Annotated in this window: 25 protein-coding genes; 14 read left to right on the forward strand and 11 right to left on the reverse strand. The window is 72.7% G+C overall.

The features are described 5' to 3' along the window. Positions 1-338: 338 nt before the first annotated feature. The gene (locus ACGFIE_RS26790) at positions 339-821 is read left to right on the forward strand and encodes a DUF6232 family protein (RefSeq protein ID WP_393299554.1); all 483 of its coding nucleotides are present in this window, start codon (positions 339-341) and stop codon (positions 819-821) included. 16 nt (positions 822-837) lie between these two features. Here ACGFIE_RS26790 and ACGFIE_RS26795 read toward each other — a convergent pair whose 3' ends face one another. Next, positions 838-1,164 carry a DUF3817 domain-containing protein gene (locus tag ACGFIE_RS26795; RefSeq protein ID WP_007464337.1) on the reverse strand — a complete coding sequence of 109 codons (327 nt, stop codon included), beginning with the start codon at positions 1,162-1,164 and terminating at the stop codon, positions 838-840. Between the two features lie 28 nt (positions 1,165-1,192). Continuing rightward, positions 1,193-1,627, reverse strand: a complete 435-nt coding sequence (locus ACGFIE_RS26800) for a hypothetical protein (RefSeq protein WP_393299556.1) — start codon at positions 1,625-1,627, stop codon at positions 1,193-1,195. A gap of 129 nt (positions 1,628-1,756) precedes the next feature. Between ACGFIE_RS26800 and ACGFIE_RS26805 the strand changes: the two genes are divergently transcribed. From ACGFIE_RS26805 to ACGFIE_RS26815, 3 genes are read left to right on the forward strand one after another with little or no spacing between them, the layout of a single operon-like run. Then, complete coding sequence (locus tag ACGFIE_RS26805) at positions 1,757-2,095, forward strand: DUF6158 family protein (protein ID WP_393299558.1); 339 nt, start codon at positions 1,757-1,759, stop codon at positions 2,093-2,095. Beyond that, positions 2,095-2,421, forward strand: coding sequence for a hypothetical protein (locus tag ACGFIE_RS26810; protein WP_363679726.1), 327 nt, complete (start codon positions 2,095-2,097; stop codon positions 2,419-2,421). Before ACGFIE_RS26805 ends, ACGFIE_RS26810 begins: the two co-directional genes overlap by 1 nt. A gap of 48 nt (positions 2,422-2,469) precedes the next feature. Further along, entirely contained in the window at positions 2,470-3,009 is a 540-nt protein-coding gene (locus ACGFIE_RS26815; RefSeq protein WP_393299561.1) for a DUF1360 domain-containing protein, read from the forward strand. 64 nt (positions 3,010-3,073) lie between these two features. On the opposite strand, the gene ACGFIE_RS26820 is transcribed toward ACGFIE_RS26815, so the two are convergent. From ACGFIE_RS26820 to ACGFIE_RS26830, 3 genes are all read right to left on the reverse strand, one after another. Further along, positions 3,074-3,268, reverse strand: a complete 195-nt coding sequence (locus tag ACGFIE_RS26820) for a hypothetical protein (RefSeq protein ID WP_363679722.1) — start codon at positions 3,266-3,268, stop codon at positions 3,074-3,076. Positions 3,269-3,309: 41 nt separating this feature from the next. Beyond that, the gene (locus ACGFIE_RS26825; RefSeq protein ID WP_393299797.1) at positions 3,310-3,543 is read right to left on the reverse strand and encodes a hypothetical protein; all 234 of its coding nucleotides are present in this window, start codon (positions 3,541-3,543) and stop codon (positions 3,310-3,312) included. A gap of 260 nt (positions 3,544-3,803) precedes the next feature. Continuing rightward, on the reverse strand, positions 3,804-4,898 hold the full coding sequence (locus tag ACGFIE_RS26830; protein WP_393299564.1) for a 3-deoxy-7-phosphoheptulonate synthase: 1,095 nt from the start codon (positions 4,896-4,898) through the stop codon (positions 3,804-3,806). A 274-nt stretch (positions 4,899-5,172) separates the two neighbouring features. Here ACGFIE_RS26830 and ACGFIE_RS26835 point away from each other — a divergent pair, with 274 nt between their 5' ends. Then, entirely contained in the window at positions 5,173-5,391 is a 219-nt protein-coding gene (locus tag ACGFIE_RS26835) for a hypothetical protein (protein ID WP_393299566.1), read from the forward strand. Here the strand turns inward: ACGFIE_RS26835 and ACGFIE_RS26840 are convergent. Beyond that, complete coding sequence (locus ACGFIE_RS26840; RefSeq protein WP_393299568.1) at positions 5,358-6,107, reverse strand: phosphodiesterase; 750 nt, start codon at positions 6,105-6,107, stop codon at positions 5,358-5,360. The genes ACGFIE_RS26835 and ACGFIE_RS26840 overlap by 34 nt on opposite strands. A 107-nt stretch (positions 6,108-6,214) precedes the next feature. Between ACGFIE_RS26840 and ACGFIE_RS26845 the strand changes: the two genes are divergently transcribed. The 4 genes from ACGFIE_RS26845 (at position 6,215) to ACGFIE_RS26860 (ending at position 10,653) form a co-directional block, all read left to right on the forward strand. Further along, on the forward strand, positions 6,215-7,507 hold the full coding sequence (locus ACGFIE_RS26845) for a M16 family metallopeptidase (protein WP_393299571.1): 1,293 nt from the start codon (positions 6,215-6,217) through the stop codon (positions 7,505-7,507). Further along, a complete protein-coding gene (locus ACGFIE_RS26850) occupies positions 7,504-8,847 on the forward strand; it encodes a M16 family metallopeptidase (RefSeq protein WP_393299574.1) in 1,344 nt (447 codons plus the stop codon). The genes ACGFIE_RS26845 and ACGFIE_RS26850 overlap by 4 nt, the downstream gene beginning before the upstream one ends. Before the next feature lie 181 nt (positions 8,848-9,028). Then, the gene (locus tag ACGFIE_RS26855) at positions 9,029-10,054 is read left to right on the forward strand and encodes an aspartate-semialdehyde dehydrogenase (RefSeq protein WP_393299577.1); all 1,026 of its coding nucleotides are present in this window, start codon (positions 9,029-9,031) and stop codon (positions 10,052-10,054) included. A 158-nt stretch (positions 10,055-10,212) separates the two neighbouring features. Continuing rightward, the gene (locus tag ACGFIE_RS26860; protein ID WP_393299580.1) at positions 10,213-10,653 is read left to right on the forward strand and encodes a PPOX class F420-dependent oxidoreductase; all 441 of its coding nucleotides are present in this window, start codon (positions 10,213-10,215) and stop codon (positions 10,651-10,653) included. Positions 10,654-10,671: 18 nt separating this feature from the next. On the opposite strand, the gene ACGFIE_RS26865 is transcribed toward ACGFIE_RS26860, so the two are convergent. Then, entirely contained in the window at positions 10,672-11,253 is a 582-nt protein-coding gene (locus ACGFIE_RS26865) for a nucleotidyltransferase family protein (protein WP_393299583.1), read from the reverse strand. Between the two features lie 144 nt (positions 11,254-11,397). Between ACGFIE_RS26865 and ACGFIE_RS26870 the strand changes: the two genes are divergently transcribed. From ACGFIE_RS26870 to ACGFIE_RS26890, 5 genes are all read left to right on the forward strand, one after another. Further along, positions 11,398-12,096, forward strand: a complete 699-nt coding sequence (locus tag ACGFIE_RS26870; RefSeq protein ID WP_363679702.1) for a TMEM175 family protein — start codon at positions 11,398-11,400, stop codon at positions 12,094-12,096. A 90-nt stretch (positions 12,097-12,186) separates the two neighbouring features. Then, a complete protein-coding gene (locus ACGFIE_RS26875) occupies positions 12,187-12,603 on the forward strand; it encodes a CBS domain-containing protein (RefSeq protein ID WP_234582109.1) in 417 nt (138 codons plus the stop codon). Between the two features lie 288 nt (positions 12,604-12,891). Further along, positions 12,892-13,263: an SCP2 sterol-binding domain-containing protein gene (locus ACGFIE_RS26880; protein ID WP_363679700.1), complete on the forward strand. Its 372-nt coding sequence runs from the start codon at positions 12,892-12,894 to the stop codon at positions 13,261-13,263. Next, positions 13,263-15,323 (forward strand): glycogen debranching N-terminal domain-containing protein, encoded by a 2,061-nt coding sequence (locus ACGFIE_RS26885; protein ID WP_393299588.1) that lies wholly within the window; start codon positions 13,263-13,265, stop codon positions 15,321-15,323. The genes ACGFIE_RS26880 and ACGFIE_RS26885 overlap by 1 nt, the downstream gene beginning before the upstream one ends. Before the next feature lie 103 nt (positions 15,324-15,426). Continuing rightward, positions 15,427-16,179: a lysophospholipid acyltransferase family protein gene (locus tag ACGFIE_RS26890; protein WP_363679696.1), complete on the forward strand. Its 753-nt coding sequence runs from the start codon at positions 15,427-15,429 to the stop codon at positions 16,177-16,179. Positions 16,180-16,288: 109 nt separating this feature from the next. On the opposite strand, the gene ACGFIE_RS26895 is transcribed toward ACGFIE_RS26890, so the two are convergent. The 4 genes from ACGFIE_RS26895 to ACGFIE_RS26910 all read right to left on the reverse strand — a co-directional run bounded on the left by ACGFIE_RS26895 (position 16,289) and on the right by ACGFIE_RS26910 (position 20,145). Continuing rightward, positions 16,289-17,002, reverse strand: a complete 714-nt coding sequence (locus ACGFIE_RS26895) for a hypothetical protein (RefSeq protein WP_393299591.1) — start codon at positions 17,000-17,002, stop codon at positions 16,289-16,291. Between the two features lie 71 nt (positions 17,003-17,073). After that, positions 17,074-17,787: a response regulator transcription factor gene (locus tag ACGFIE_RS26900; protein WP_266245576.1), complete on the reverse strand. Its 714-nt coding sequence runs from the start codon at positions 17,785-17,787 to the stop codon at positions 17,074-17,076. Further along, a complete protein-coding gene (locus tag ACGFIE_RS26905; RefSeq protein WP_393299798.1) occupies positions 17,760-18,923 on the reverse strand; it encodes a hypothetical protein in 1,164 nt (387 codons plus the stop codon). The genes ACGFIE_RS26900 and ACGFIE_RS26905 overlap by 28 nt, the downstream gene beginning before the upstream one ends. A 43-nt stretch (positions 18,924-18,966) precedes the next feature. Further along, a complete protein-coding gene (locus tag ACGFIE_RS26910; protein ID WP_393299594.1) occupies positions 18,967-20,145 on the reverse strand; it encodes a sensor histidine kinase in 1,179 nt (392 codons plus the stop codon). Between the last annotated feature and the right edge of the window lie 98 nt (positions 20,146-20,243).

Genomic DNA, 20,243 nt, shown 5'->3' on the forward strand with positions numbered 1-20,243 from the left:
GTGACTCCAGCGGGGCTGTTGACTCCTGCGGGAGCACCTTTTCGCATCCGGTGCCCGATATCCGACTTTCGTCGTTCCGGGCGCATGCCGCCGGATGGCCACCGGCAATATCCGATAAAAACCGAAATGGATGCTGTTTCGCGGCCATGTCCCCCGGATGGGGCCGGGGGCGTATCGGTAAATGCCCAGGTGGAGTGGCGGTCCCCCAGAACAATGGAGCCGCAGCCGGGAATCCCGTCCCCGAGGCAGCGATGCCCCCCACGGACCCACCCCGGCAGATCGCCCCCACGGGAGGAACCGTGAATCGTGAAGGCGCACAGACGCGACCGCAACGAACGGTGCCCGGAGCCAGGTCCACGCTGCTGTACGCGCGACCCGGCATCATCGTCACCGTCGACCGGTTCACCGTCGGCCGCACCAGTTATCGCATCGTCGACCTGACCCACCTGCGCACCACCCGAGGCCCGCACGACCGGATCGCCGTCCGGGCCGTCGTGGTCACCGCATCCATGATCGGCGTGGTCGGCCTGCTCCTCGGCTTCAGCGGTGGCCTGCAACGGTTGACCGCCGAGGCGTACCTCATCCTCGGGGCGGTGCTCCTGCTGCCGGCGGCGCTCGCCCTGGTCGGCGACCGCTGGCGTCCACCGCCGTACGAGCTGTGGGGCTGGCACCGGGGCGCGGAGGTGCTCCTGTTCAGCGCCGACGACGAGCGGCAGTTCGGTCAGGTCACTCGGGCGCTGCTGCGCGCCCGGGAGGTCAACCGGTACGGCGGCTGGGTCGACCCGCTCGCCTCGGCCGACCCGTGGCGGCCCAGCCGCTGACCCACCGCCGGGCCGGTCAGCTGGCGACCGGCTCCGGCGTACGGGTCACGGGCCGGTCCAGCCAGGCGGTGACGCGACGCTCGGCGTAGAACGAGACGAACGGCACGGTGCCGGCCAGCATCACCAGGAGCATCCGCTTCAGCGGCCAGTCGGCCCGGCGGCTCAGGTCGAACGCGGCCACCAGGTAGATCATGTAGAGGAAGCCGTGCGCCGGACCGACCGTCTCCACCACGACCGGGTTGTCGAACGCGTACTTCAGCGGCATGCCGACAACGACCAGCAGGATCAGCACCACGCCTACGATCCAGGCGATCACGCGGTACCGGGTAAGGGCTGCGCCCACAGTCGTCCGTCCTTCCGAGCCCCGGGCTTCAGCCGGGATAGTCACCGGGCTTGGCGCCCGGATTGGCGTTCAACCATGACAGGTAGTCGTTGTAGGCGGCCAGGTCGGCGTCGTCACCGGGTGCCGCGGCGACCGGCACCCGGGCCACCCGCACCGGTCGGCGTACCGCCGGTCGGGCGCCGATGGTCGCGGCCGGCGCCGGCTCGCCGGCCGGTGCGTCGGCCAGGTCCGCCGGTGGCTCGGCGGCCGCCTCCGCGTTGCGGCGGGCCAGCCGCACCTCACGCCACCAGACGTACACCACGAAGCCGGCGAAGATCGGCCACTCGACCGCGTACCCCCAGCTGAGGCTGTTGCCGGCCGCGGCCCGGCTGATCTGCCACCAGCCCAGCCCGAGGAAGCCCACGACCAGCACGACCATGGCCACATGACGTGCGATCCACGCCGGGGTCCAGAGCCACCTCATGGCCTCGAGGGTACCGGGAACGGCGGCGCTCTCCGACACGGTGTCGTAGCTGCCACGCGGCGGGAGGGTTTGGCGTCATCAGGTGTGGGCATCCGTCTAGACGCCAGCCCAAACGAGACCAGGGGGGCGATGATGACCGGATCGGTACGCGAGGACGGCTTTCCGTCCAGCGGCAGCACGGAGATGAGCCCGGAGCAGCGGGTGCCCGAGTGGGGCGGCGACCACCTCGCCGACCCCGGGGGCGCCGACCTCGACGGCGACACGCTGGGCGTCGACCCGACGGAGCTGACCGACGACGATCTGATCCGCGAGATGCACAGCCTGCACCGCACCCGGCTGGACACCCTCCGGCACGCGGCGGACTCCGCGCTCGCCAACCACCTGCGGCGCACGGCGGAACTGGAGACCGAGTACCTCGCCCGGCACCCGGGCCGGGAGGTCGACCCGAGCCGCCTGCGGGACGCCTGATGCCGGCGCGAGCGGTGCGCGGCATGTCCGCGCCACCCGAGGTGGTCTTCAACACGGCCACCGATCCGGCTCGGGCCTCGGCCTGGCTCCCGGCGCCGCTGCGCGGGGACGGGAGCCCTCCCGCCGAGATCAGCGGCGAGGAGCTGCGGGCCCGCTGGGGCGACGCCGACTGGGCCGCCGAGATCCGCGTGGATCCGGCCGACTCCGGTGGGGCCCGGATCCAGCTCGACCTGTCCGACGGCTCCGGCGCCGACCCGGACCAGTTGGCCGACGAGGCGCTCACCAACCTCGCCCGCGAGGTCGCCGACAACCTCCAGGCCGGCTGAGACCCACCGCAGGCCACCTACGCGCCACGACGACATGTGAGGAGAACGGTGACCGACACCGGCCTGCGACAGAAGGCGGCACGGCTGCGGCGGGCGTACGCGCCGCACGAGCACCGGCCGCTCGGCGGCTACCTGGCGGCGATGGGCACCTACGCAGGGGTGACCGGGGTGCTCGCCGGCCTGGTCAAGGTGACCGGCCGCCCGGTGCCCGAGCGTCCCGCCCCCGCCGACGTCGTGTTGCTCTCCATCGCCACGCACAAGCTGAGCCGGCTGCTGTCCAAGGACGCGGTCACCAGCCCGCTGCGGGCACCGTTCACCCGCTACGACAGGCCGATCGGCAGCGGTGAGGTGATGGAGCAGGTCCGTGACTCGGGCAGCCCCACTCGGCACGCCATCGGCGAGCTGCTGAGCTGCCCGTTCTGCCTGGCGGTGTGGGTGGCCACGGGGCTGACCGGGGGCCTCGTTCTCGCCCCCCGCCTCACCCGCCTGGTGGCCACCGCGCTGACGGCGGTGGCCGCGTCCGACTTCCTCCAGATGGCGTACGCCACCGCGCAGCAGGCCGCTGAGGGCGGGCACGACGACGACTGAACGACACGACGAGCGCAGCGAGGCGGGGGCCGGCGAAATTCGCCGACCCCCGCCGTCGTACGCGTCAACGCTGCATACCGGACCAGCCGTGCGGCGACTCCGGCTCCCGTTCGTCCTCGTCCTCGCCGGTGATGATGTCCCGGTCCACAGCCGTGCGGTCGTGCTCATTGGCGAAGTCCGGCTCGGGCGTGGTGTCCCTGCCCTTCGGCGGCTGACCCAGCGCCGGGACCTTCTCGTCACGGTCCTCGTGGTGCGTCATGGTAGATGTCCCTTCGGGGTCGCTGGTTCCGCTGGTCCGGCTCACGCGACGGTGCCGCCCAGCTGGTCGCTGGCCTCGTCCACCGCGTACTCGCCCTCGGGCAGCGCGTCGATGCGCGCGAGCAGCCCCGGGGGAAGTTCGGCGGCCACCGCCCGGCGATAGATCTCCGCCTGGGTGACCCGCTCCTGACCTCGGAAGATGTCGTCGAGCAGGTCGTCGAGGGCTTCGGTGTCCGGCTCGTCGGCCACGGATGCGTCGTCGGTCACGCCGATCAGCTACCCGGGCCGGAATCGGTCAAACGTCGCGCCGGTGGCCCCGTACAGACAGCGCCGCCCCCGAGCCTTGTGGGCCGGGGGCGGCGCTGGTGTCGGTGTGTAGGTCGCCTCTCGGCGAGTGGCGCGACGCGGCTCCAGCCGAACGGTATTCCGCGAGGGCTATTTAGGTGAGGCCCGGGGACACTGAGCACACCGACACCTCAGTTAACCAGGCCCCGCCGTTCCGTGTTCCGCGCACCGCAGTGCCGGCCGTCACACCGTCACGCCGGTGTGGGAAGGGTGGCCCGGCGGGCCCGTACGGCGGTGGCCAGGTGGTCGAGCACCTCGGCGGTGTCGTCCCAGCCGAGGCAGGCGTCGGTGACCGAACGTCCGTACACCAGCTCGCGGGTCGGGTCGAGGTCCTGCCGGCCGGGCAGCAGGAACGACTCCAGCATCACGCCTGTGATGCCGCGCTGGCCGGCGGCCATCTGCGCCGCCACGTCCGCGGCGACCAGCGGCTGGTTTCGGTGGTCCTTGCCGCTGTTGGCGTGGCTGGCGTCGATCACCAGGCGCTCCGGCAGCCCGGCCGCCCGGAGCAGGTCGAGCGCGCCGGCCACCGACTCCGCGTCGTAGTTGGGCCGACCGCCACCGCCGCGCAGCACCAGGTGCCCGTCGGTGTTGCCGCGGGTGTGCATGATCGCCGGGGTGCCGGAGAAGTCGATGCCCGGGAAGACGTGCGGCACGCCGGCGGCGCGGATGGCGTCCACGGCGGTGCCGATGCTGCCGTCGGGGCGGTTCTTCATGCCGATCGGCATGGACAGGCCGGAGGCGAGCTGCCTGTGCACCTGGCTCTCCACGGTGCGGGCGCCGATCGCGCCCCACGCGACCGTGTCCGCGATGTACTGCGGGGTGATCGGGTCGAGGAATTCGCAACCCACCGGCAGGCCGAGGCGCAGGACGTCGAGCAGCAGCGCCCGGGCCCGGCGCAGGCCGGTGTTGACGTCGCCGCTGCCGTCCAGCCCGGGGTCGTTGATCAGGCCCTTCCACCCCACGGTGGACCGGGGCTTCTCGAAGTAGACCCGCATGACGATCAGCAGGTCGTCGGCGAGCCGGTCGGCGGCGGCGCGCAGACGCTCGGCGTAGTCGAGGGCGGCGGCCGGGTCGTGCACGGAGCACGGACCGACCACCACCAGCAGGCGGTCGTCCTCGCGGTCCAGCACGCGGCCCACCGCGCGCCGGCCGGTCAACACGGCCGCGGCGAGCGGTGCGTCCAGGGGTAACTCGTGGTGCAGGAGGGCGGGTGTGGTCAGCGGCACGACACGGTCGATCCGCTGATCGCTGACCCGATCGGTCTCCGGGGTCGTCACGGTGGGCATCCTTCCGCCGACCGTGCCCGGGGCCGGTGCCCGGGACGAGCCGGCTGCTCGTACGCAAAAGGGCAGGAACGACAGCTCCTGCCCAGCCGGCTCGGTTTGTGGTGACGTCAGTTCATGGTGAAGTCACCGGCCTGCGAGCCGGCTGCCTAAACCATGGATACGTCCGCGTCACGGGGGCCAGCGTACCCGACCGGGTGGGGATGCCCGCCCCGTCGTCCCAAGATGCGGGGTGAACATCGCGTGCCGAGGGCGGGCCGGGGGTAACAGCTGTGCCATGAGTGACGAGCAGAGCGATCAGGAGCGGGCGGAGTCCCGCGCGCACCACCTCCTTCCCGAGGAGGTGGCGGCGGGCAGCGACGACCCGCAGGCACAGGCGGAGGCCATCCTCGCCGAGTCGGACATCCGCGAGGAGGACCAGAACGCCGCCCCGGACACGGTGCTGGAGCGGCGTACCTCGGATCAGACGGTGGTCGCCGTCGAACCCCCGGACTGAGTCGTCGCGCCGCGGGCCCGGCGTGACCCCCGGTAGGTCTGCTCGCGCAGCCAGGCGAGCGGGCCGGCCGCCCGCAGGTCGGGTGGCAGGTTGCGCACCGGGTCGAACGCGAGCGCGGCGTCCTCCCGGGCGGTGAGCTGAGCGCCGACGGTCACCTGCCCGACCGGGTGCCACGGCCCCACGGCGGACGCGACCGCGAGCACCAGGCGCGGCGCGTCCGTCCGGGCCGCGGCCGCGACGGCGGCCAGACCGCGGCCGAGGTCGACCGCTTCCGGGTCCGCCAACGCGGCCAACCACAGACGGCGCCGGGCCGCGCGATAACCCATGATCGTGCTGTACGTCCCGGTGAAGCCGCGTCGGGGCAGCGGCAGGTTCCGCAGCACCGGCGCGGCGCCGCTGGAGCTGACCAGCAGGTCGAACGGGCGGCCGGCGTCGAGGTGCACGCGCACCGCCAGGCCCAGCACGTCCGGCCAGCCATCAGGTGTGGGCGTCCCCCTGGAGAGCCGGACGGTTGCCGCGTACCGGCCGGGGGCGTCCAGGAGGGCGACCCCGGTGGGCGGTCCGGGCGTACCCCACATCGTCACCTCGCCGGTGAACGAGCGACCGGCCGGATGCAGCAGCCGGCCGCGGCGCAGCCGGCCGAGCGCGACGGAGGCGCGTTCGACGGCGCGGGCGGCCGGTCGGCGCGCGGGCGGGGTGGGGGTCGGTGGGGTCATCCCTGCGCGGTACCCCGACGGGCGGACTCGATGCCCCGCCGGCGAGGCCGGCTCGCCGACCGGCCGCACGTCACCTTTCCGCCCGCGAGATCGGATAGCGTCGTGCCATGCCCGACAGTGGTTACCCCTGGCCCATCGAGACGTCCCGACTGGACAACGGCCTGCGTGTGGTGGTGAGCGAGGACCGCACCGCCCCCGCGGTGGCCGTCAATCTCTGGTACGACGTCGGATCCCGGCACGAGCCGGCCGGGCAGACCGGTTTCGCCCACCTCTTCGAACACCTGATGTTCGAGGGTTCGGTGAACGTGGCGAAGACCGAGCACATGAAGCTGATCCAGGGCTCGGGCGGCTCGCTCAACGCCACCACCAACCCGGACCGGACGAACTACTTCGAGACGGTCCCGGCCGAGCACCTGGAGTTGGCGCTCTGGCTGGAGGCCGACCGGATGGGCGGGCTGGTCCCGGCGCTGACCCAGGAGACGCTTGACAACCAGCGCGACGTGGTCAAGAACGAGCGCCGGCAGCGCTACGAGAACGTCCCGTACGGCGACGCCTGGTTGCGGCTGCTGCCGCTGCTCTACCCGCCGGGGCACCCGTACCACCACTCGACCATCGGCTCGATGGCCGACCTGAACGCCGCCGACCTGGCCACCTTCCAGGCGTTCCACGAGACGTACTACGTGCCGAACAACGCCGTGCTCACAGTCGTCGGCGACGCCCGGGCCACTGACGTGTTCGCGCTGGCCGACAAGTACTTCGGCGCGCTGCCCGCCCGCGACGACATCCCCGCCGCCCCGGACGGGCGCACCGTCGCGGCGACCGGCCGGCCCGCCGTGGAGACGGTGACCGCCGACGTGCCGGCGCCGCGGGTCTACGTCGCGCACCGCGGCCACCCGTTCGGCAGCCCGGGGTACGACGTGCTCACCGTGCTCGCCACAGTGCTCGGCAGCGGCCGGGGCAGTCGGCTCTACCAGCGGCTCGCCGACGGTGAGCGGATCGCCCAACCCGACCTGGTCGGGGCGTACGGGGTGGACCTGGCGCACGCCCCGGCGCCGCTGATCGCCACCGCCACCGCCCGCCCCGGCGTGAGCGCCGAGCGGTTGGCCGAGGGGCTGGCCGAGGTCGTCGACGAGCTGGCCACCGTGCCGGTCACCGCCGCCGAGCTGGACCGCGCGAAGGCGCTGCTGAGCACGGCGTGGTGGCGGCAGATGTCGACGGTGGACGGCCGCGCGGACACGCTCGGGCGGTACGCCACCCAGTTCGGCGACCCCGCCCGCGCCGCCGACCGGCTGCCCGCCTGGCTCGCGGTGACCGCCGAGCAGATCGCCGAGACGGCCGCCGAGGTGCTCGGCGCCGCCGACCGGGTGACCCTGACCTACCTGCCCGAGGAGACCGCATGACGCTGATCGCCGACCGTCCCGGCCCGGGTGCCGCTCGCCCGTACCGGTTCCCGCCGGTGGTCCGCCGCGCGGCCGGCGGTGGCCGGGTGGTCGCCGCGCACCTGCCCGGTCAGAACCTCGCGGTCGCGTTGCTGCTGCTCGACGCCGGTGCCGGCCGGGAGCTGACCGGCAAGGAAGGGCTGGGCGGGGTGTTGGCCAAGGCCCTGGAGGAGGGCACCGCGCAGCGGGACGCCACGGCGTACGCGCTGGCCATCGAGGCGCTCGGCACCGAGCTGGTGACCGGGCTGGACTGGGACTCGTTCCAGGTCAGCGTGCAGGTCCCGGTGGACCGGCTGACCGCTGCGGTGCAGCTGCTCGCCGAGGCCGTCCGGACGCCCCGGCTGGACCCGGCCGACGTCCGGCGCGTCCGCGACGACGAGGCCACCGCGCTGCGGATGGACTGGGCCAACCCCGGCCCGCGCGCCGACGCCGCGCTGCGTGCCGACCTGTTCGGCGCCGACAACAGGTGGGGACGACCGATGTACGGCGACCCGGACTCGGTTGCCGCCCTGGACGTGGAGGACATCACGGTCTTCCACTCCGAGTGGTTCCTGCGGCCGGGAACCCTGATCGTCGCCGGCGACCTGGACCGGATCGACCTGGACGCGTTGGCCGGGGCGGCGTTCGCCGGCACCGGAGGCGGTCCGGCCGAGCGGGGCGGCCCGATCGAGGTGCCGCTGCGCGCCGAGCGCCGGATCATCCTGGTGGACCGGCCCGGCTCGGTGCAGTCCACGCTGCGGCTGGGCCACCCGTCGCCGCACCGGGCGCACCCCGACCACGTGCCGATGACCCTCGCCGGAACGGTGCTCGGCGGGGCGTTCACGTCCCGGCTCAACCACCTGATCCGCGAGGTGCACGGCTACACCTACGGCATCCGGGGCGAGTTCGCCTCGTCCCGCCGGTTCGGGCGGTTCGCGGTCAGCTCGGGCGTCCAGACCGCCGTCACCGCGCCGGCCCTGGTCGAGGCGGTGGGCGAGATCACCCGTACGCAGACGGGCGGCGTGACCGAGGACGAGCTTGCGGTGGCCCGTTCCTGGCGGGCCGGTCAGCTCTCGGTCGAGTTGCAGAGCCCTCGGGCGATCGCGTCCGCGCTGACCACGCTCGTGGTGCACGACCTGCCGGACGACTACCACGCCCAACTGCGCGAGGAACTGCTCAACGCCGACGTCGACCAGGTCTCGAAGGCGGCGGCCACCCACCTGCACCCGGACGCATTGACCCTGGTCATCGAGGGCGACGCGGCAGCAATCCGCAACGACCTGGAATCGGCAAACCTAGGCCCCCTGCTAACCCACCCCTAACCCACCCCTAACCCACCCCGGACCACCCGAGACCCCGTTGATCATGAAGTTATTGTCACCCGGCGCGGCGTGTCGCGACGATAACTTCATGATCAACGGGGTGGGGGGTCCGGTGTGAGGTGGGACCCGGGGGTTGGGAAGGGGTGCCGGTTGTGGGGGCGGGGTCGGTAGCCTCGCGGGCATGAGGATCGGCATTGTGGGGGCCACCGGCCAGGTCGGTGGCGTGATGCGGCAGGTGCTGGCGGAGCGGAAGTTCCCGGCGGAGCAGGTGCGGTTGTTCGCCTCGGCGCGGTCCGCCGGGCGTACGCTGCCGTGGCGCGACGGCGAGGTGACGGTCGAGGACGCGGCCACCGCGGACTACTCCGGGCTGGACATCGTGCTCTTCTCGGCCGGTAAGGGCAGCGCCCTGGAGTTGGCGCCCCGGGTTGCCGAGGCCGGCGCCGTGGTGATCGACAACTCGTCGGCGTTCCGGATGGACCCGCTGGTGCCGCTTGTGGTCGCCGAGGTCAACCCGCACGCCGCCGCGAACCGCCCGAAGGGCATCATCGCCAACCCCAACTGCACCACGATGGCCGCGATGCCGGTGCTGCGCCCGCTGCACGCCGAGGCTGGTCTGGTGAGCCTGGTCGTCTCGACGTACCAGGCCGTCTCCGGCGCCGGGCTGGCCGGTGTTGCCGAGCTGGACGAGCAGGTCCGCAAGGTCGCCGAGCACGCCGCCGGGTTGGCCTTCGACGGGTCGGCCGTGGAGTTCCCCGCGCCGCGCTCGTTCGCCGAGCCGATCGCCTTCAACGTGCTGCCGCTGGCCGGCTCGATCGTCGACGACGGCTCGTTCGAGACCGACGAGGAGCAGAAGCTCCGCAACGAGAGCCGCAAGATCCTGGAGATCCCCGATCTGTTGGTCTCCGGCACCTGCGTCCGGGTTCCGGTGTTCACCGGCCACTCGCTCCAGATCAACGCCCGCTTCGCCCGCCCGCTCACCCCGCAGCGAGCCCACGAGCTGCTCGCCGACGCGCCCGGGGTCGCGCTGACCGCCGTACCGACACCGCTGCAGGCCGCCGGGCAGGACCCGACCTACGTGGGCCGCATCCGCGCCGACGAGACCGTCGAGTACGGGCTGGCGCTGTTCTGCTCCAACGACAACCTGCGCAAGGGCGCGGCGCTCAACGCCGTCCAGCTCGCCGAGTTGGTGGCCGCCGAGCGGCGCTGACCACGGCCATCCAGCGGCGCTGACCGTTGCGATCATTGCGGGCTCCCGGCCGATCGTGGCGGGGGCCCGCAGTCCGTGGTGGTGGCGGTCCATCGGGGGCGGGAGCCCGCCGGTCATGTTTGGATGGATGCAGCCGACCGTGCCACCTGGAGGAAACCGTGCCGGAGGACCCCACCCAGCAGGCGTTGACCGACCTGATCGCCGGCCGCTCGATGGGCGTGCTGGCCACCCTCAAGCGCGACGGGCGACCGCAATTGTCCACAGTGGTCTACGCGCACGACCGCGCGGCCGGCCTGATCCGGGTGTCCGTCACCGACGGCCGGGCCAAGACCGCCAACCTGCGTCGGGACCCGCGGGCCAGCTTCCACGTCGGCAGCGAGGACGGCTGGGCGTACGCGGTGGTCGAGGGGCGGGCCGAGCTGACCGCCCCGGCTGCCGACGTCGACGACGCCACGGTCGAGGAGTTGGTGGGGCTCTACCGGTCGCTGCGCGGCGAGCACCCGGACTGGGCCGACTACCGCACCGCCATGGTCGCCGACCGGCGGCTGGTGCTGCGCCTGCACGTCGAGCGGATCTACGGCATGCCGCCCCGCGCCTGAGCGGGCCGGCCTGCGTCGTCAGCCCGGCTCGATCACTGTCACGCCGGGCCAGCGTTGCGCGGGCCGGTGGCGAGCCAGTCGCTGCCGGGACAGTGCGACGTCCACCCGGGCCGGGTTGTGCCGCCACACCCCGCCCAGCAGATCCCCCAGGCCGTACGGCGCGCAGACCTCCAGCCCACCGGTCGGGCGCAGCCGCACGGCCACCGCAGTGGCGTACTCCGGCCAGGTGGCCACCGCCTCGGCGACGCTGCGGTACGCCGGGATCGGGTCGCCGCCGAACTTCGACGCGTACCAGGTGTGCACCGCCGCCTGGTTGCGTGCCTCCCACGGCGGCGCTGCCCAGGCCGCGGCGAGTCGGGCGGTGGCCCGGTGGTCGTCGTCGCGGGACAGCCTCATCGGGTCGAAGAAGACCACGTCCACGTCGCGGACCGTCGCCGGGTCGAACCCGTCGCCGTACCGCTCGCCCCAGACGAGGTCGCGGAGAGCGCCCGCCCCGATCCAGGCGTCCGGCAGCCCCGAATCGCGGACCACGCTCAGCGCCCGGGTCAGCCAGGCGTTAGCGGCGACTAGCTCCCGCAGCTCCCGTTCGCCCGTCAGCACCCCACCCACGCTAGGTGGTGCCGCCGACACGCGCCGCCCCGCGGCAACGGGGTGGCGAGGCCGTCGGCGGGTATACCGCGCTGCCGTGCCGGCGTCGCCCAGGCGGAGCGCCGGGGAGGATCGGCACCTCGGGGGAGGGGCGGAATGAGCACCGAGCAGGGCAGCGACGACGTCGGGCGGATTCGCGACGGCACCGGCGGCCCGGCCCTGCGGTCGGAGACGTCCCGCCTGCTCGCGTTCAGCGACGGGGTGTTCGCCATCATCATCACGCTCCTGGTGCTCGACCTCCAGCCGCCCCGGGTCGCCCGGGGTCAGCTGTTGCACGCGCTCGTCGAGCAGTGGCCGGCCTACCTGGCCTACGTCACGTCGTACCTGCTCGTGGCGATCACCTGGCTGAACCACCGGGCTGCTTTCCACCGGGTGGCGGGCAGCGGGAAGGGTCTGCAGTGGTGCAACCTCGGGGTGCTGTTCACGACGGCGCTGTTGCCGTTCGCGACCTCGATCGTCTCGCAGGCCGTGCGGCAGGGCGACCGGGCCGACGAGCGCACCGGCGTTGTCCTCTACGGTCTGGCCGGCATGCTGCTCTCGGCGAGTTGGTTGGTCCTGTACCACTATCTGACCCGCCGGCACGACCTGGTCGATCCGGCGGTGTCGCGGGGGTTCTTCCCCGCGGAACGGGCACGGGCCGCGGTCGGGATCCTGGGGTACGGGCTGGCGGCTCTCATCGGATTCTTCACCGACCCACTGTTCGCGCTGACGATCTTCCTGTTGCTGCCGATTTTCTTCAGCCTGACCAGCAGTGGTCTGTACGAGCTGCACCGCCTGCGCCACCGGCGCGGATAGCCGGCTCGCCGCACAGCGGTCCGGCCATCGGCGTTACCCCCTCCCGGGCGGCGGGTAGACGGGCCGTGCCGACACCGAGAGGGGAGCACCATGACAACGGTCGGAGAGTTCATGACGACCCGGTTGGTGACGATGGACGGCAACGACACGCTTATCGCCGCCGCTCAGGAGATGCGCGACAGCGCGATCGGCGACGTGGTGGTGACCGATGGCGACAGTGTCGTCGGTATCGTCACGGACCGGGACATCACGGTCCGTGGTGTCGCGGAGAACATGGACCCGGGCTCGACCCGGTTGAACGAGATCACCAGCCGCGACGTGATCACCGTGAGTCAGTACGACGACGCGGTGTCCGCCGCGGACCTGATGCGTACCTACGCCGTACGCCGACTGCCCGTGATCGACGACGGGCGCCTGGTCGGTCTGGTCTCGATGGGTGACCTAGCGGTCGAGCGCGAACCGCAGTCGGTGCTCGCCGACATCAGCGCCGACGACCCGAACAACTGATCGTCCGCCGCGGACGCGCCGGCCCTTCCCCGACGGGGGAGGGCCGGCGCCGTGCCGTTTCCCTGATTGGTGGCGGCTGAGCAACCCGACACGCCGAGCACCGCCCTGCTGAGCTGTCACCGATCGCCGGGCCGCGACCGACACGACGCTGCGGCTCACCCGAATCGGGCGAGGTTGACCGTGTGGGTCGGCGGGGACCCGTGCGGGGACGTGTGACGCCGGCCGTGCGCGTGACGCGAGCGCGCCGGGTGGGATCCCGGGCCCGGCCAACTGGGAGGAGTGGACCCGATGGTGGACGCGACCACGAGGTTCTTTGAGGACCTGGACCGGCGGGGGTACGAGCCCCTGTTGGCGAAGACCTCCGGGACAGTGCGGTTCGACCTGCACGAAGGGGCGCAGACCCGACACTGGCTGGTGGCGATCGATCACGGGCGACTCGACGTGACTCAGGAGGACCGGGAGGCCGACACGGTGATCGGCGCCAGCCCGGCGCTCTTCGACGACATCGCCACCGGCCGTGAGCACGGCCTGGCCGCCCTGTTGCGCGGGGACATGACGGTGACGGGCGACGCCCGACTGGTGGTGCAGGTGGAGCGGATCTTTCCCGGGTCGCCGGATGCCCTCGGGCCGCGTCGCCGCTTCGCGGGGGAGGTGCACTGATGGGCCAGAGCAACACGGTCCGGATCCTGGACGGCAACACGTTCGTCGTCTGCGAGGACACCGGTGACATCGAGGCGACGCCGAGCGAGCCGACGGGGCTCTTCTCCATCGACACCCGTTTCCTGTCCACCTGGGTGCTGAGCGTGAACGGTGAACGCCTCAACTCGCTCTCGTACGACGATCTGCAGTACTTCGAGTCCCGGTTCTTCCTCGTGCCAGGGATGGCCACGCACTACGTGGACGCGAAGTTGTCGATCATCCGGGAGCGGGCGGTCGGTGGCAGCTTCCGGGAGCAGCTCACCATCCTCAATCACGACGAGAAGGCGGTCGACCTCGAGGTACGGATGGACGCGGCGTCGGACTTCGCCGACCTGTTCCAGGTCAAGGACGAGATCCTGAACAAGAAGGGCGAGATCTACACCGAGGTCGAGGCCGACAAGCTGCGCCTGGGCTACCGCCGGGGCAACTTCCGACGCGAGACGATCATCTCCTCGTCGGTGTCGGCCCGGTACGACAGCCGGGGGTTCGCGTACACCGTTCGTCTGGAGCCGAACCAGCAGTGGGAGGCGACGATCGACGTGCAGACGCGCGCGGTCGGACCCGGGGACCGGGACCTGCGGATGGGTCTGCGGGTGCACGGCGGCGAGCGGCTGGCGCTGCAACACGATCTGGAGCAGTGGATCGCGGACGCTCCCAAGGTCAACAGTGAGCACGGTCGGGTGGCCAGCACGTACCGGCGCAGCCTGATCGACCTGGCGGCGCTGCGCTTCTCGCCGCTCTCGCTCGGCGGCGCGACCCTGCCCGCCGCCGGTCTGCCCTGGTTCATGACCATGTTCGGCCGGGACAGCATCCTCACCTGCCTGCAGACGCTGCCGTTCACGCCGCAGCTGTCGAAGACGACGCTGCGCATCCTGGCGTCCCTGCAGGGCAGCCGGTTCGACGACTTCCGGGACGAGGATCCGGGGCGGATCCTGCACGAGATGCGCTACGGCGAGACAGCCGCCTTCGAGGAGCAACCGCACTCGCCGTACTACGGGTCGGTGGATGCCACCCCGCTGTTCGTCGTGCTGCTCGACGAGTACGAGCGGTGGACCGGGGACGTGGCGTTGGTCAAGGAGTTGGAGCAGGAGTCCCGGGCCGCGCTGAGGTGGATCGACAACTACGCCGACCTGGTCGGTACCGGCTACATCTGGTACCAGCGGCGCAACACCGAGACCGGCCTGGAGAACCAGTGCTGGAAGGACTCCTGGGACTCGATCTCCTACTCCGACGGCACCCTGCCGCCCTTCCCACGGGCGACGTGCGAGGTGCAGGGGTACGCGTACGACGCGAAGGTCCGCGCGGCACGGTTGGCCCGCCAGTTCTGGGGTGACCCGGAGTTCGCCGACCAGTTGGAGCGGGAGGCGGCGGAGCTGAAGGAGCGGTTCAACCGCGACTGGTGGGTGGCCGACGGCGGGTACTACGCGCTGGCCCTGGATCCGGACGGTCGCCAGTGCGACGTCCTCAGCTCCAACATCGGCCACCTGCTCTGGAGCGGGATCGTCCTGCCGGAGCGTGCGGAGCAGGTCGCGCAGCACCTGGTGGGGCCCCGGCTCTTCTCCGGCTGGGGGGTGCGGACCCTCGCCGAGGGGGAGACGCGGTACAACCCGATCGGCTACCACAACGGCACGATCTGGCCGTTCGACAACTCCTTCATCGCCTGGGGTCTGCGCCGGTACGGCTTCGCCGAGGAGGCCGCCACCATCGCCAACGGCATCCTGGACGCGGCCACCTACTTCGACGGGCGGCTGCCGGAGGCGTTCGGCGGATACCCGCGGGAGCTGACGAAGTTCCCTGTCGAGTACCCCACGGCGTGCAGCCCGCAGGCGTGGTCGACAGGTACGCCGCTGCTGTTGCTGCGCACCATGCTCGGCCTCGAACCACACGACGGCCACCTCGCGGTCGAACCGCGGCTGCCGGTCGGGATGGGCCGGATCGAGGTGCTGGACATCCCGGGCCGCTGGGGCCGGGTGGACGCCTTCGCCCGTGGCCGGCTCGACCTGCACAGCCTCGCCGACTGAGCCCGGTCGGCGTACCGGCGGCGGCAGGCCACCCGCGTCGCCGCCGGTACGCCACCGGGTCGCCACCCAGCCGACCACCAGCCGGGCAGGGTAGATTCTGCGGATGCCGGAGCTCGTGTACCCGCCCGTTATCGCCACCGCCAAGACGCTGTTCCGGGTCCTCGACCTGAAGATCACCATCGAGGGCGCCCACCACGTACCCCGCACCGGCGGGGCGGTGTTGGCCAGCAACCACGTCAGCTACCTCGACTTCATCTTCGCCGGGCTGGGTGCGAACGCGTCGGGCCGGCTGGTCCGGTTCATGGCCAAGAACTCGGTCTTCACGCACAAGATCTCCGGCCCGCTGATGCGAGGTATGCGACACATCCCGGTGGACCGGCAGGCCGGCGCGGCCTCGTTCCGCGCCGCCGTGGGCGCGCTCAAGCAGGGCGAGGTCGTCGGCGTCTTCCCTGAGGCCACGATCAGCCGGTCGTTCACGGTCAAGGAGCTCAAGAGCGGCACGGTACGGATGGCCCGTTCGGCGAAGGTGCCGGTGTTGCCGGTCGCGCTCTGGGGCACCCAGCGGCTCTGGACGAAGGGCCGGCCCCGCACCCTGACGCGTCGGCACACCCCCATCACCATCCTGATCGGTGAGCCGATCCAGCCGGCGGACTTCCCGGACCCGAACGTGCTGGCCGATGAGCTGACCAGCCGGTTGAGCGCGCTTGTCGAGCGGGCCCAGCGCGAGTACCCGGATGCGCCGGCCGGCCCGGAGGACACCTGGTGGCTCCCGGCGCACCTCGGCGGCACCGCGCCGACGCCGGAGGAGGCCGCGGCGCTGGACGCCGCCGGGGAGGAGCGCACCCCCAGCGTGTGACGGCGACGCCCCGGACGCGGGCGTCAGCAGCGCCCGGACGCAGCGGCACCCGGACGCCGCGCCTCAGCAGCGCTCGAACGCGCGCCTCATGAGCGCCCGGACGCGCGCGTCACCAGCGCCCGGAGGCTGCGCCGCCGGCGAAGCCGTCCCAGGAGGTCGGCTCCGGCCCCGAGCGGTAGTAGTCGTCCCGGGAGCGGAACTCGACAGGCAGCGAGCCGGGCAGGGTGATCCGCGTTTCCCCGGCGAGCAGCGCGGGGCCGGCGCGCAGCAGCAGGACGTCGCGCTCCTGGGCGGAGAGGTCCACGAGTTGGGGTCGGGTGAGACGGAACATGGCCACCGCCCGGCGGACCTGACGCGCCAGCGCGATGACCTCACCCGGTGACCCACCGAGGGCCAGTGCCGGCTGCTGGATGGTGCGCAACGCGTCACAGACGATCATCAGCTGTGCCGGATCGGTGGGAGGAAGCTCCAGCCGGGACGGCCACTGCCAGCGGATCTGACCGGTCATCAGCCCGGTCAGCCGCCCCGCGAGCCGGGACCGCGGCGTGTCGTCCGCGACCAGCGACAGCTGCGAGCCGGTGCCCACCCAGCAGATCCGCTGGTCGGTGACGGTCACCGAGACCGGCCCGGGGAGCTGCCAGCCGCGTTGTGTCTCGGTCGGCCCGAGCAGGTAGCCCGCGACGAGCAGCCGGTGCCTGCCGAGCACCTTCTCGCCGAGCAGCGGGCGCATGTCGTAACGCCGGTCGAGGGTCGGGCCCACGTCGTCGTCCGTCGCGTCGAACCGGTGTGGGCCGATGAAGAAGGGGGACGCGTCGGCGTGCATCGTCACGACCTCCCGGTCAGCTGGCTGTGGGTTGAGCCTCGCCGATCCACCGGCCACTGTCATGACGCCCGTTAGGGGGTCGGCCGGTCGTGTGTCGCCTGTGACCGGTAGATGCCGATCTCCTCCGGGCGGACGAGCCCGTCCTCGATCGCACGGGCGAGCAGCGCCGCCTTTGTGGCTGCCGGCCGCCCCGCCCGGGTGTACTTGATCCGCGCACGGTCCACATACTGCTTCACCGTGTGCTCACTGATCTGCATGCGACGGGCCACCGACGCCTTGGACATCGACTGGAACCAGAGCAGCAGCGCCTCACGCTCCTTGTCGGACAGCATCGGCCGGTCCGGCCTCGGGTCGCCGACCATCGCGCCGGCCAGCGCCGGCGGCACGTACGGCCTGTCGCTCGCCGCGGCCAGTACGGTCGCCACGCAGTGCTCCCGGCCCTCGTGCTTGGCGAGGAACGCCACCGCCCCGGCGTCCAGCGCGGCAAGCATCGTCTCCGGGTCGGTGTGCTCCGAGTAGACCACCACCCGGCGCCCGGTCGCGCTCAACTCGGCCAGTTTGTCCAGCGCCATCCGGCCGTGCAGCCGCAGGTCGAGCAGGACGACGTCGGCGTCCGGCGCGGCCCGGAGCACCTCGTCCGGGTCGTCCCCGGTGGCCAGCACGGTCAGTCGCGGCTCGCTGGCGAGCCAGGCGCGCACCCCCTCGACGACCACCGGGTGGTCGTCGACGATCGCCACCCCGACCAGCCGGTCACCTGTCACCCCAACCACCGGGTCTGCGCCCATCTGATGTCCCCGTCCCGTTCGTAGAGGTGCTGCACCGGCCCGTCCTCGTGCTCCCCGGGCGGAGGGCCTGTCGTGTCCGGTCCCTCCCGGTCCGGCGTGACCAGACTGACCACCACTTCACCGGGGCCGGACACCACTGTCAGACGCGCCCACCCACGGCCGTCGGCGAGCAGCCCGGTGAGCGGGTCGGCCAGCCGGCGGCGGATCTCCACCGGCAGCGGCGGTGGATTGCCGATGGAGATCAGGTCGATCGGCAGCCCGTTGCGTTCGGCCAGGTCGGCGGCCGCGCGCAGCTCGTGCAGCAACGGGTCGGGCACGTCGTCGGACTCGGCGATCAGGCGCCGCAGCCGGCCCGCGGCCAGCACGCAGCGGCGCTGCACCTCCGGGTCGGCCGGGTCGGCCTCCCCGGCGGCCAGCTCGCCGAGGACGCGTCCGGCCGCCGCGCCGACCAGGGCGAGCCGGTCGCGGCGTTCCTGCCGGCCCCGCTCGGCGGCGGCTCGCTCGGCGGAGAGCGTGTGCATCGCGGCGGCCGCGGCGGCCCGGTCGCGGGCCAGGCCGACTATCACCGCGCTGCCCACGAAGACCGCCACCGGCAGCGAGAAGGTGCCGTAGACGTACATGGTGTAGCGGGCCAAATCGGCCGTTCCAGCGCCGTGCACGAGGACGGCGGCGAGCGCGATCAGGGCGTGCGTGGTCAGCAGCGCGACCAGACCGCTCACCCGCCGGCCCCACAGCGCCAGCACGAAGAACCAGCCGAGCGTGCCCCACACCCAGTTCGCGGCGGTGAACAGTTGCCCTGCGCCGACCCCGGCGAAGACGGCGGCGTCGACGGCGAGCAGCACCCCGGCGAGCGGCCAGGGCGGCAGCGGCCTGCCTCGCAGCAACCGGACGCCGGCCACCGCCCCGGTCACGGCGACCAGGAGCCAGCCGCCGAGCACCACCGCCGGCGCGGCGAACTGCGTCCGGGTCGCCAGCACCGCCGGCAGCCCGATCGCGACGTGCCAGGCCAACGCGATGGCGACGGCGACGATCCGGGCGCCCCGATCGGAGGCGTGCGCCACCGCGGCCGGCGCGGCGAGTAGCGCGGGCTCGGGCGGCTTCGGCCCGTCGACAGGGCTGGGGTGCGGCCCCAGGATGGTCGTCTCGCGGGTGCGGATGCGCTCCGCCGAGGCGCCGAGGTCAGCCGACACCGGGCCACTCCAGTCGGATCCGGGTGCCCGCACCGGGCGCGGAGCGCACCTCGGCCCGCCCGCCGACCGCCGCCATCCGCCCGTGGATCGACTCGCGCAGCCCGTACCGGTGCGGGGGGACGGTGGCCGGGTCGAAGCCGGGGCCGTCGTCGACCACCTCGACCACGACGGCGACCGCGTCGCGGGTCAGCCGCAGGGTGGCCGCTGCGCCCGGCGCGTGGCGGACCACGTTGGACAGGGCCGCGTAGGCGCTCTCGGTGATCGCGTCGGCTACCCCGGCGGGCACCGCGCAGGAGGCCAGCTCCAGGCCCACCGGCAGCTCGGGCAGCCGGTCGGGCACCGCCCGCAACCGCCCGTCGAGGGGCACCGGGCCGTCACCGGGCGTCGGACCGAGGTCGGTCAACGCGACGAGGGTACGCAGGTCGGCGGCGCACCGATCGCGGAAGGAGGCAGATGGGCCGCCCACCGCGCCGAGCCCCACCATGGTCAGCGTGCCGAGCACGGTGTCGTGCAGGTCCCGGTTCTGCTGGCGCTCGGCCTCCCGGGCGGCCCGGGCGACGAGCGCCTCCCGGGTCAGCCGCTGATGCTCCACGAACGCCCGGTCGGCCCGCCCGATCCGGCGGCGCATCACAGCCGTCATCATCGCCGTGCAGGCCGTCTGCACCAACAGTGTGGCGGCGTGCGCCCGGGACTCGGTGGGGTTGCCGGCGGCCTGCGCGCCCGCCACGTACGCGGCGGTGACCAGCAGTCCGGCCGGGACCGACCAGCGGGCCGGTGCGGTGGCCTGCGCGTTGATCACCGTGGTGCTGGCCAGGACCGCGATCCAACTGCCCTCACCGGGCAGCACCTCGGGCGCCACCAGGTGGGGGATGAGCAGGCAGGCCACTGCGGTGATCCCCACGTCACCGACGACCAGTGCCGGGGTGATCCCGTGGCGCAGCGCCCGGCCGGCGTACCAGAGCGACCATCCGGTCAGCGCGGCCACGCCGGGCAGCAGCAGGGCCTCGTCGACCGGCGGGGTACGCACCGACAGCGCCACCGCGCCGCCGACCAGCCCGCACGTCAGCCGCAGCAGCGCCGGCAGCGTGGTGAAGATGAGGCTGAACGCCCCGCCCGCCGGATTGTCCAGAGCGGGCGGTGGCACGGTCCGGGCGGCAGTCGCCGGCATCGGGAGGTGTCCTTCCGACAACGACCCGGTCCGGGTCCGCGCGGCAGAGATCGACATCGGAGAATAGCATGGCGGACAGTGAGCGTTCACCCACCGTG

The organism is Micromonospora sp. NPDC049275 (assembly GCF_043197115.1).
Lineage (GTDB): Bacteria > Actinomycetota > Actinomycetes > Mycobacteriales > Micromonosporaceae > Micromonospora.

Bases quoted from the DNA above. Each gene is read 5' to 3' on its own strand.
- ACGFIE_RS26800 (WP_393299556.1), bottom strand. From the start codon at position 1,627: ATGAGGTGGCTCTGGACCCCGGCGTGGATCGCACGTCATGTGGCCATG.
- ACGFIE_RS26805 (WP_393299558.1), top strand. From the start codon at position 1,757: ATGATGACCGGATCGGTACGCGAGGACGGCTTTCCGTCCAGCGGCAGC.
- ACGFIE_RS26810 (WP_363679726.1), top strand. From the start codon at position 2,095: ATGCCGGCGCGAGCGGTGCGCGGCATGTCCGCGCCACCCGAGGTGGTC.
- ACGFIE_RS26820 (WP_363679722.1), bottom strand. From the start codon at position 3,268: ATGACGCACCACGAGGACCGTGACGAGAAGGTCCCGGCGCTGGGTCAG.
- ACGFIE_RS26830 (WP_393299564.1), bottom strand. From the start codon at position 4,898: ATGCCCACCGTGACGACCCCGGAGACCGATCGGGTCAGCGATCAGCGG.
- ACGFIE_RS26835 (WP_393299566.1), top strand. From the start codon at position 5,173: ATGAGTGACGAGCAGAGCGATCAGGAGCGGGCGGAGTCCCGCGCGCAC.
- ACGFIE_RS26840 (WP_393299568.1), bottom strand. From the start codon at position 6,107: ATGACCCCACCGACCCCCACCCCGCCCGCGCGCCGACCGGCCGCCCGC.
- ACGFIE_RS26845 (WP_393299571.1), top strand. From the start codon at position 6,215: ATGCCCGACAGTGGTTACCCCTGGCCCATCGAGACGTCCCGACTGGAC.
- ACGFIE_RS26850 (WP_393299574.1), top strand. From the start codon at position 7,504: ATGACGCTGATCGCCGACCGTCCCGGCCCGGGTGCCGCTCGCCCGTAC.
- ACGFIE_RS26855 (WP_393299577.1), top strand. From the start codon at position 9,029: ATGAGGATCGGCATTGTGGGGGCCACCGGCCAGGTCGGTGGCGTGATG.
- ACGFIE_RS26870 (WP_363679702.1), top strand. From the start codon at position 11,398: ATGAGCACCGAGCAGGGCAGCGACGACGTCGGGCGGATTCGCGACGGC.
- ACGFIE_RS26875 (WP_234582109.1), top strand. From the start codon at position 12,187: ATGACAACGGTCGGAGAGTTCATGACGACCCGGTTGGTGACGATGGAC.
- ACGFIE_RS26880 (WP_363679700.1), top strand. From the start codon at position 12,892: ATGGTGGACGCGACCACGAGGTTCTTTGAGGACCTGGACCGGCGGGGG.
- ACGFIE_RS26885 (WP_393299588.1), top strand. From the start codon at position 13,263: ATGGGCCAGAGCAACACGGTCCGGATCCTGGACGGCAACACGTTCGTC.
- ACGFIE_RS26890 (WP_363679696.1), top strand. From the start codon at position 15,427: ATGCCGGAGCTCGTGTACCCGCCCGTTATCGCCACCGCCAAGACGCTG.
- ACGFIE_RS26895 (WP_393299591.1), bottom strand. From the start codon at position 17,002: ATGCACGCCGACGCGTCCCCCTTCTTCATCGGCCCACACCGGTTCGAC.
- ACGFIE_RS26900 (WP_266245576.1), bottom strand. From the start codon at position 17,787: ATGGGCGCAGACCCGGTGGTTGGGGTGACAGGTGACCGGCTGGTCGGG.
- ACGFIE_RS26910 (WP_393299594.1), bottom strand. From the start codon at position 20,145: ATGCCGGCGACTGCCGCCCGGACCGTGCCACCGCCCGCTCTGGACAAT.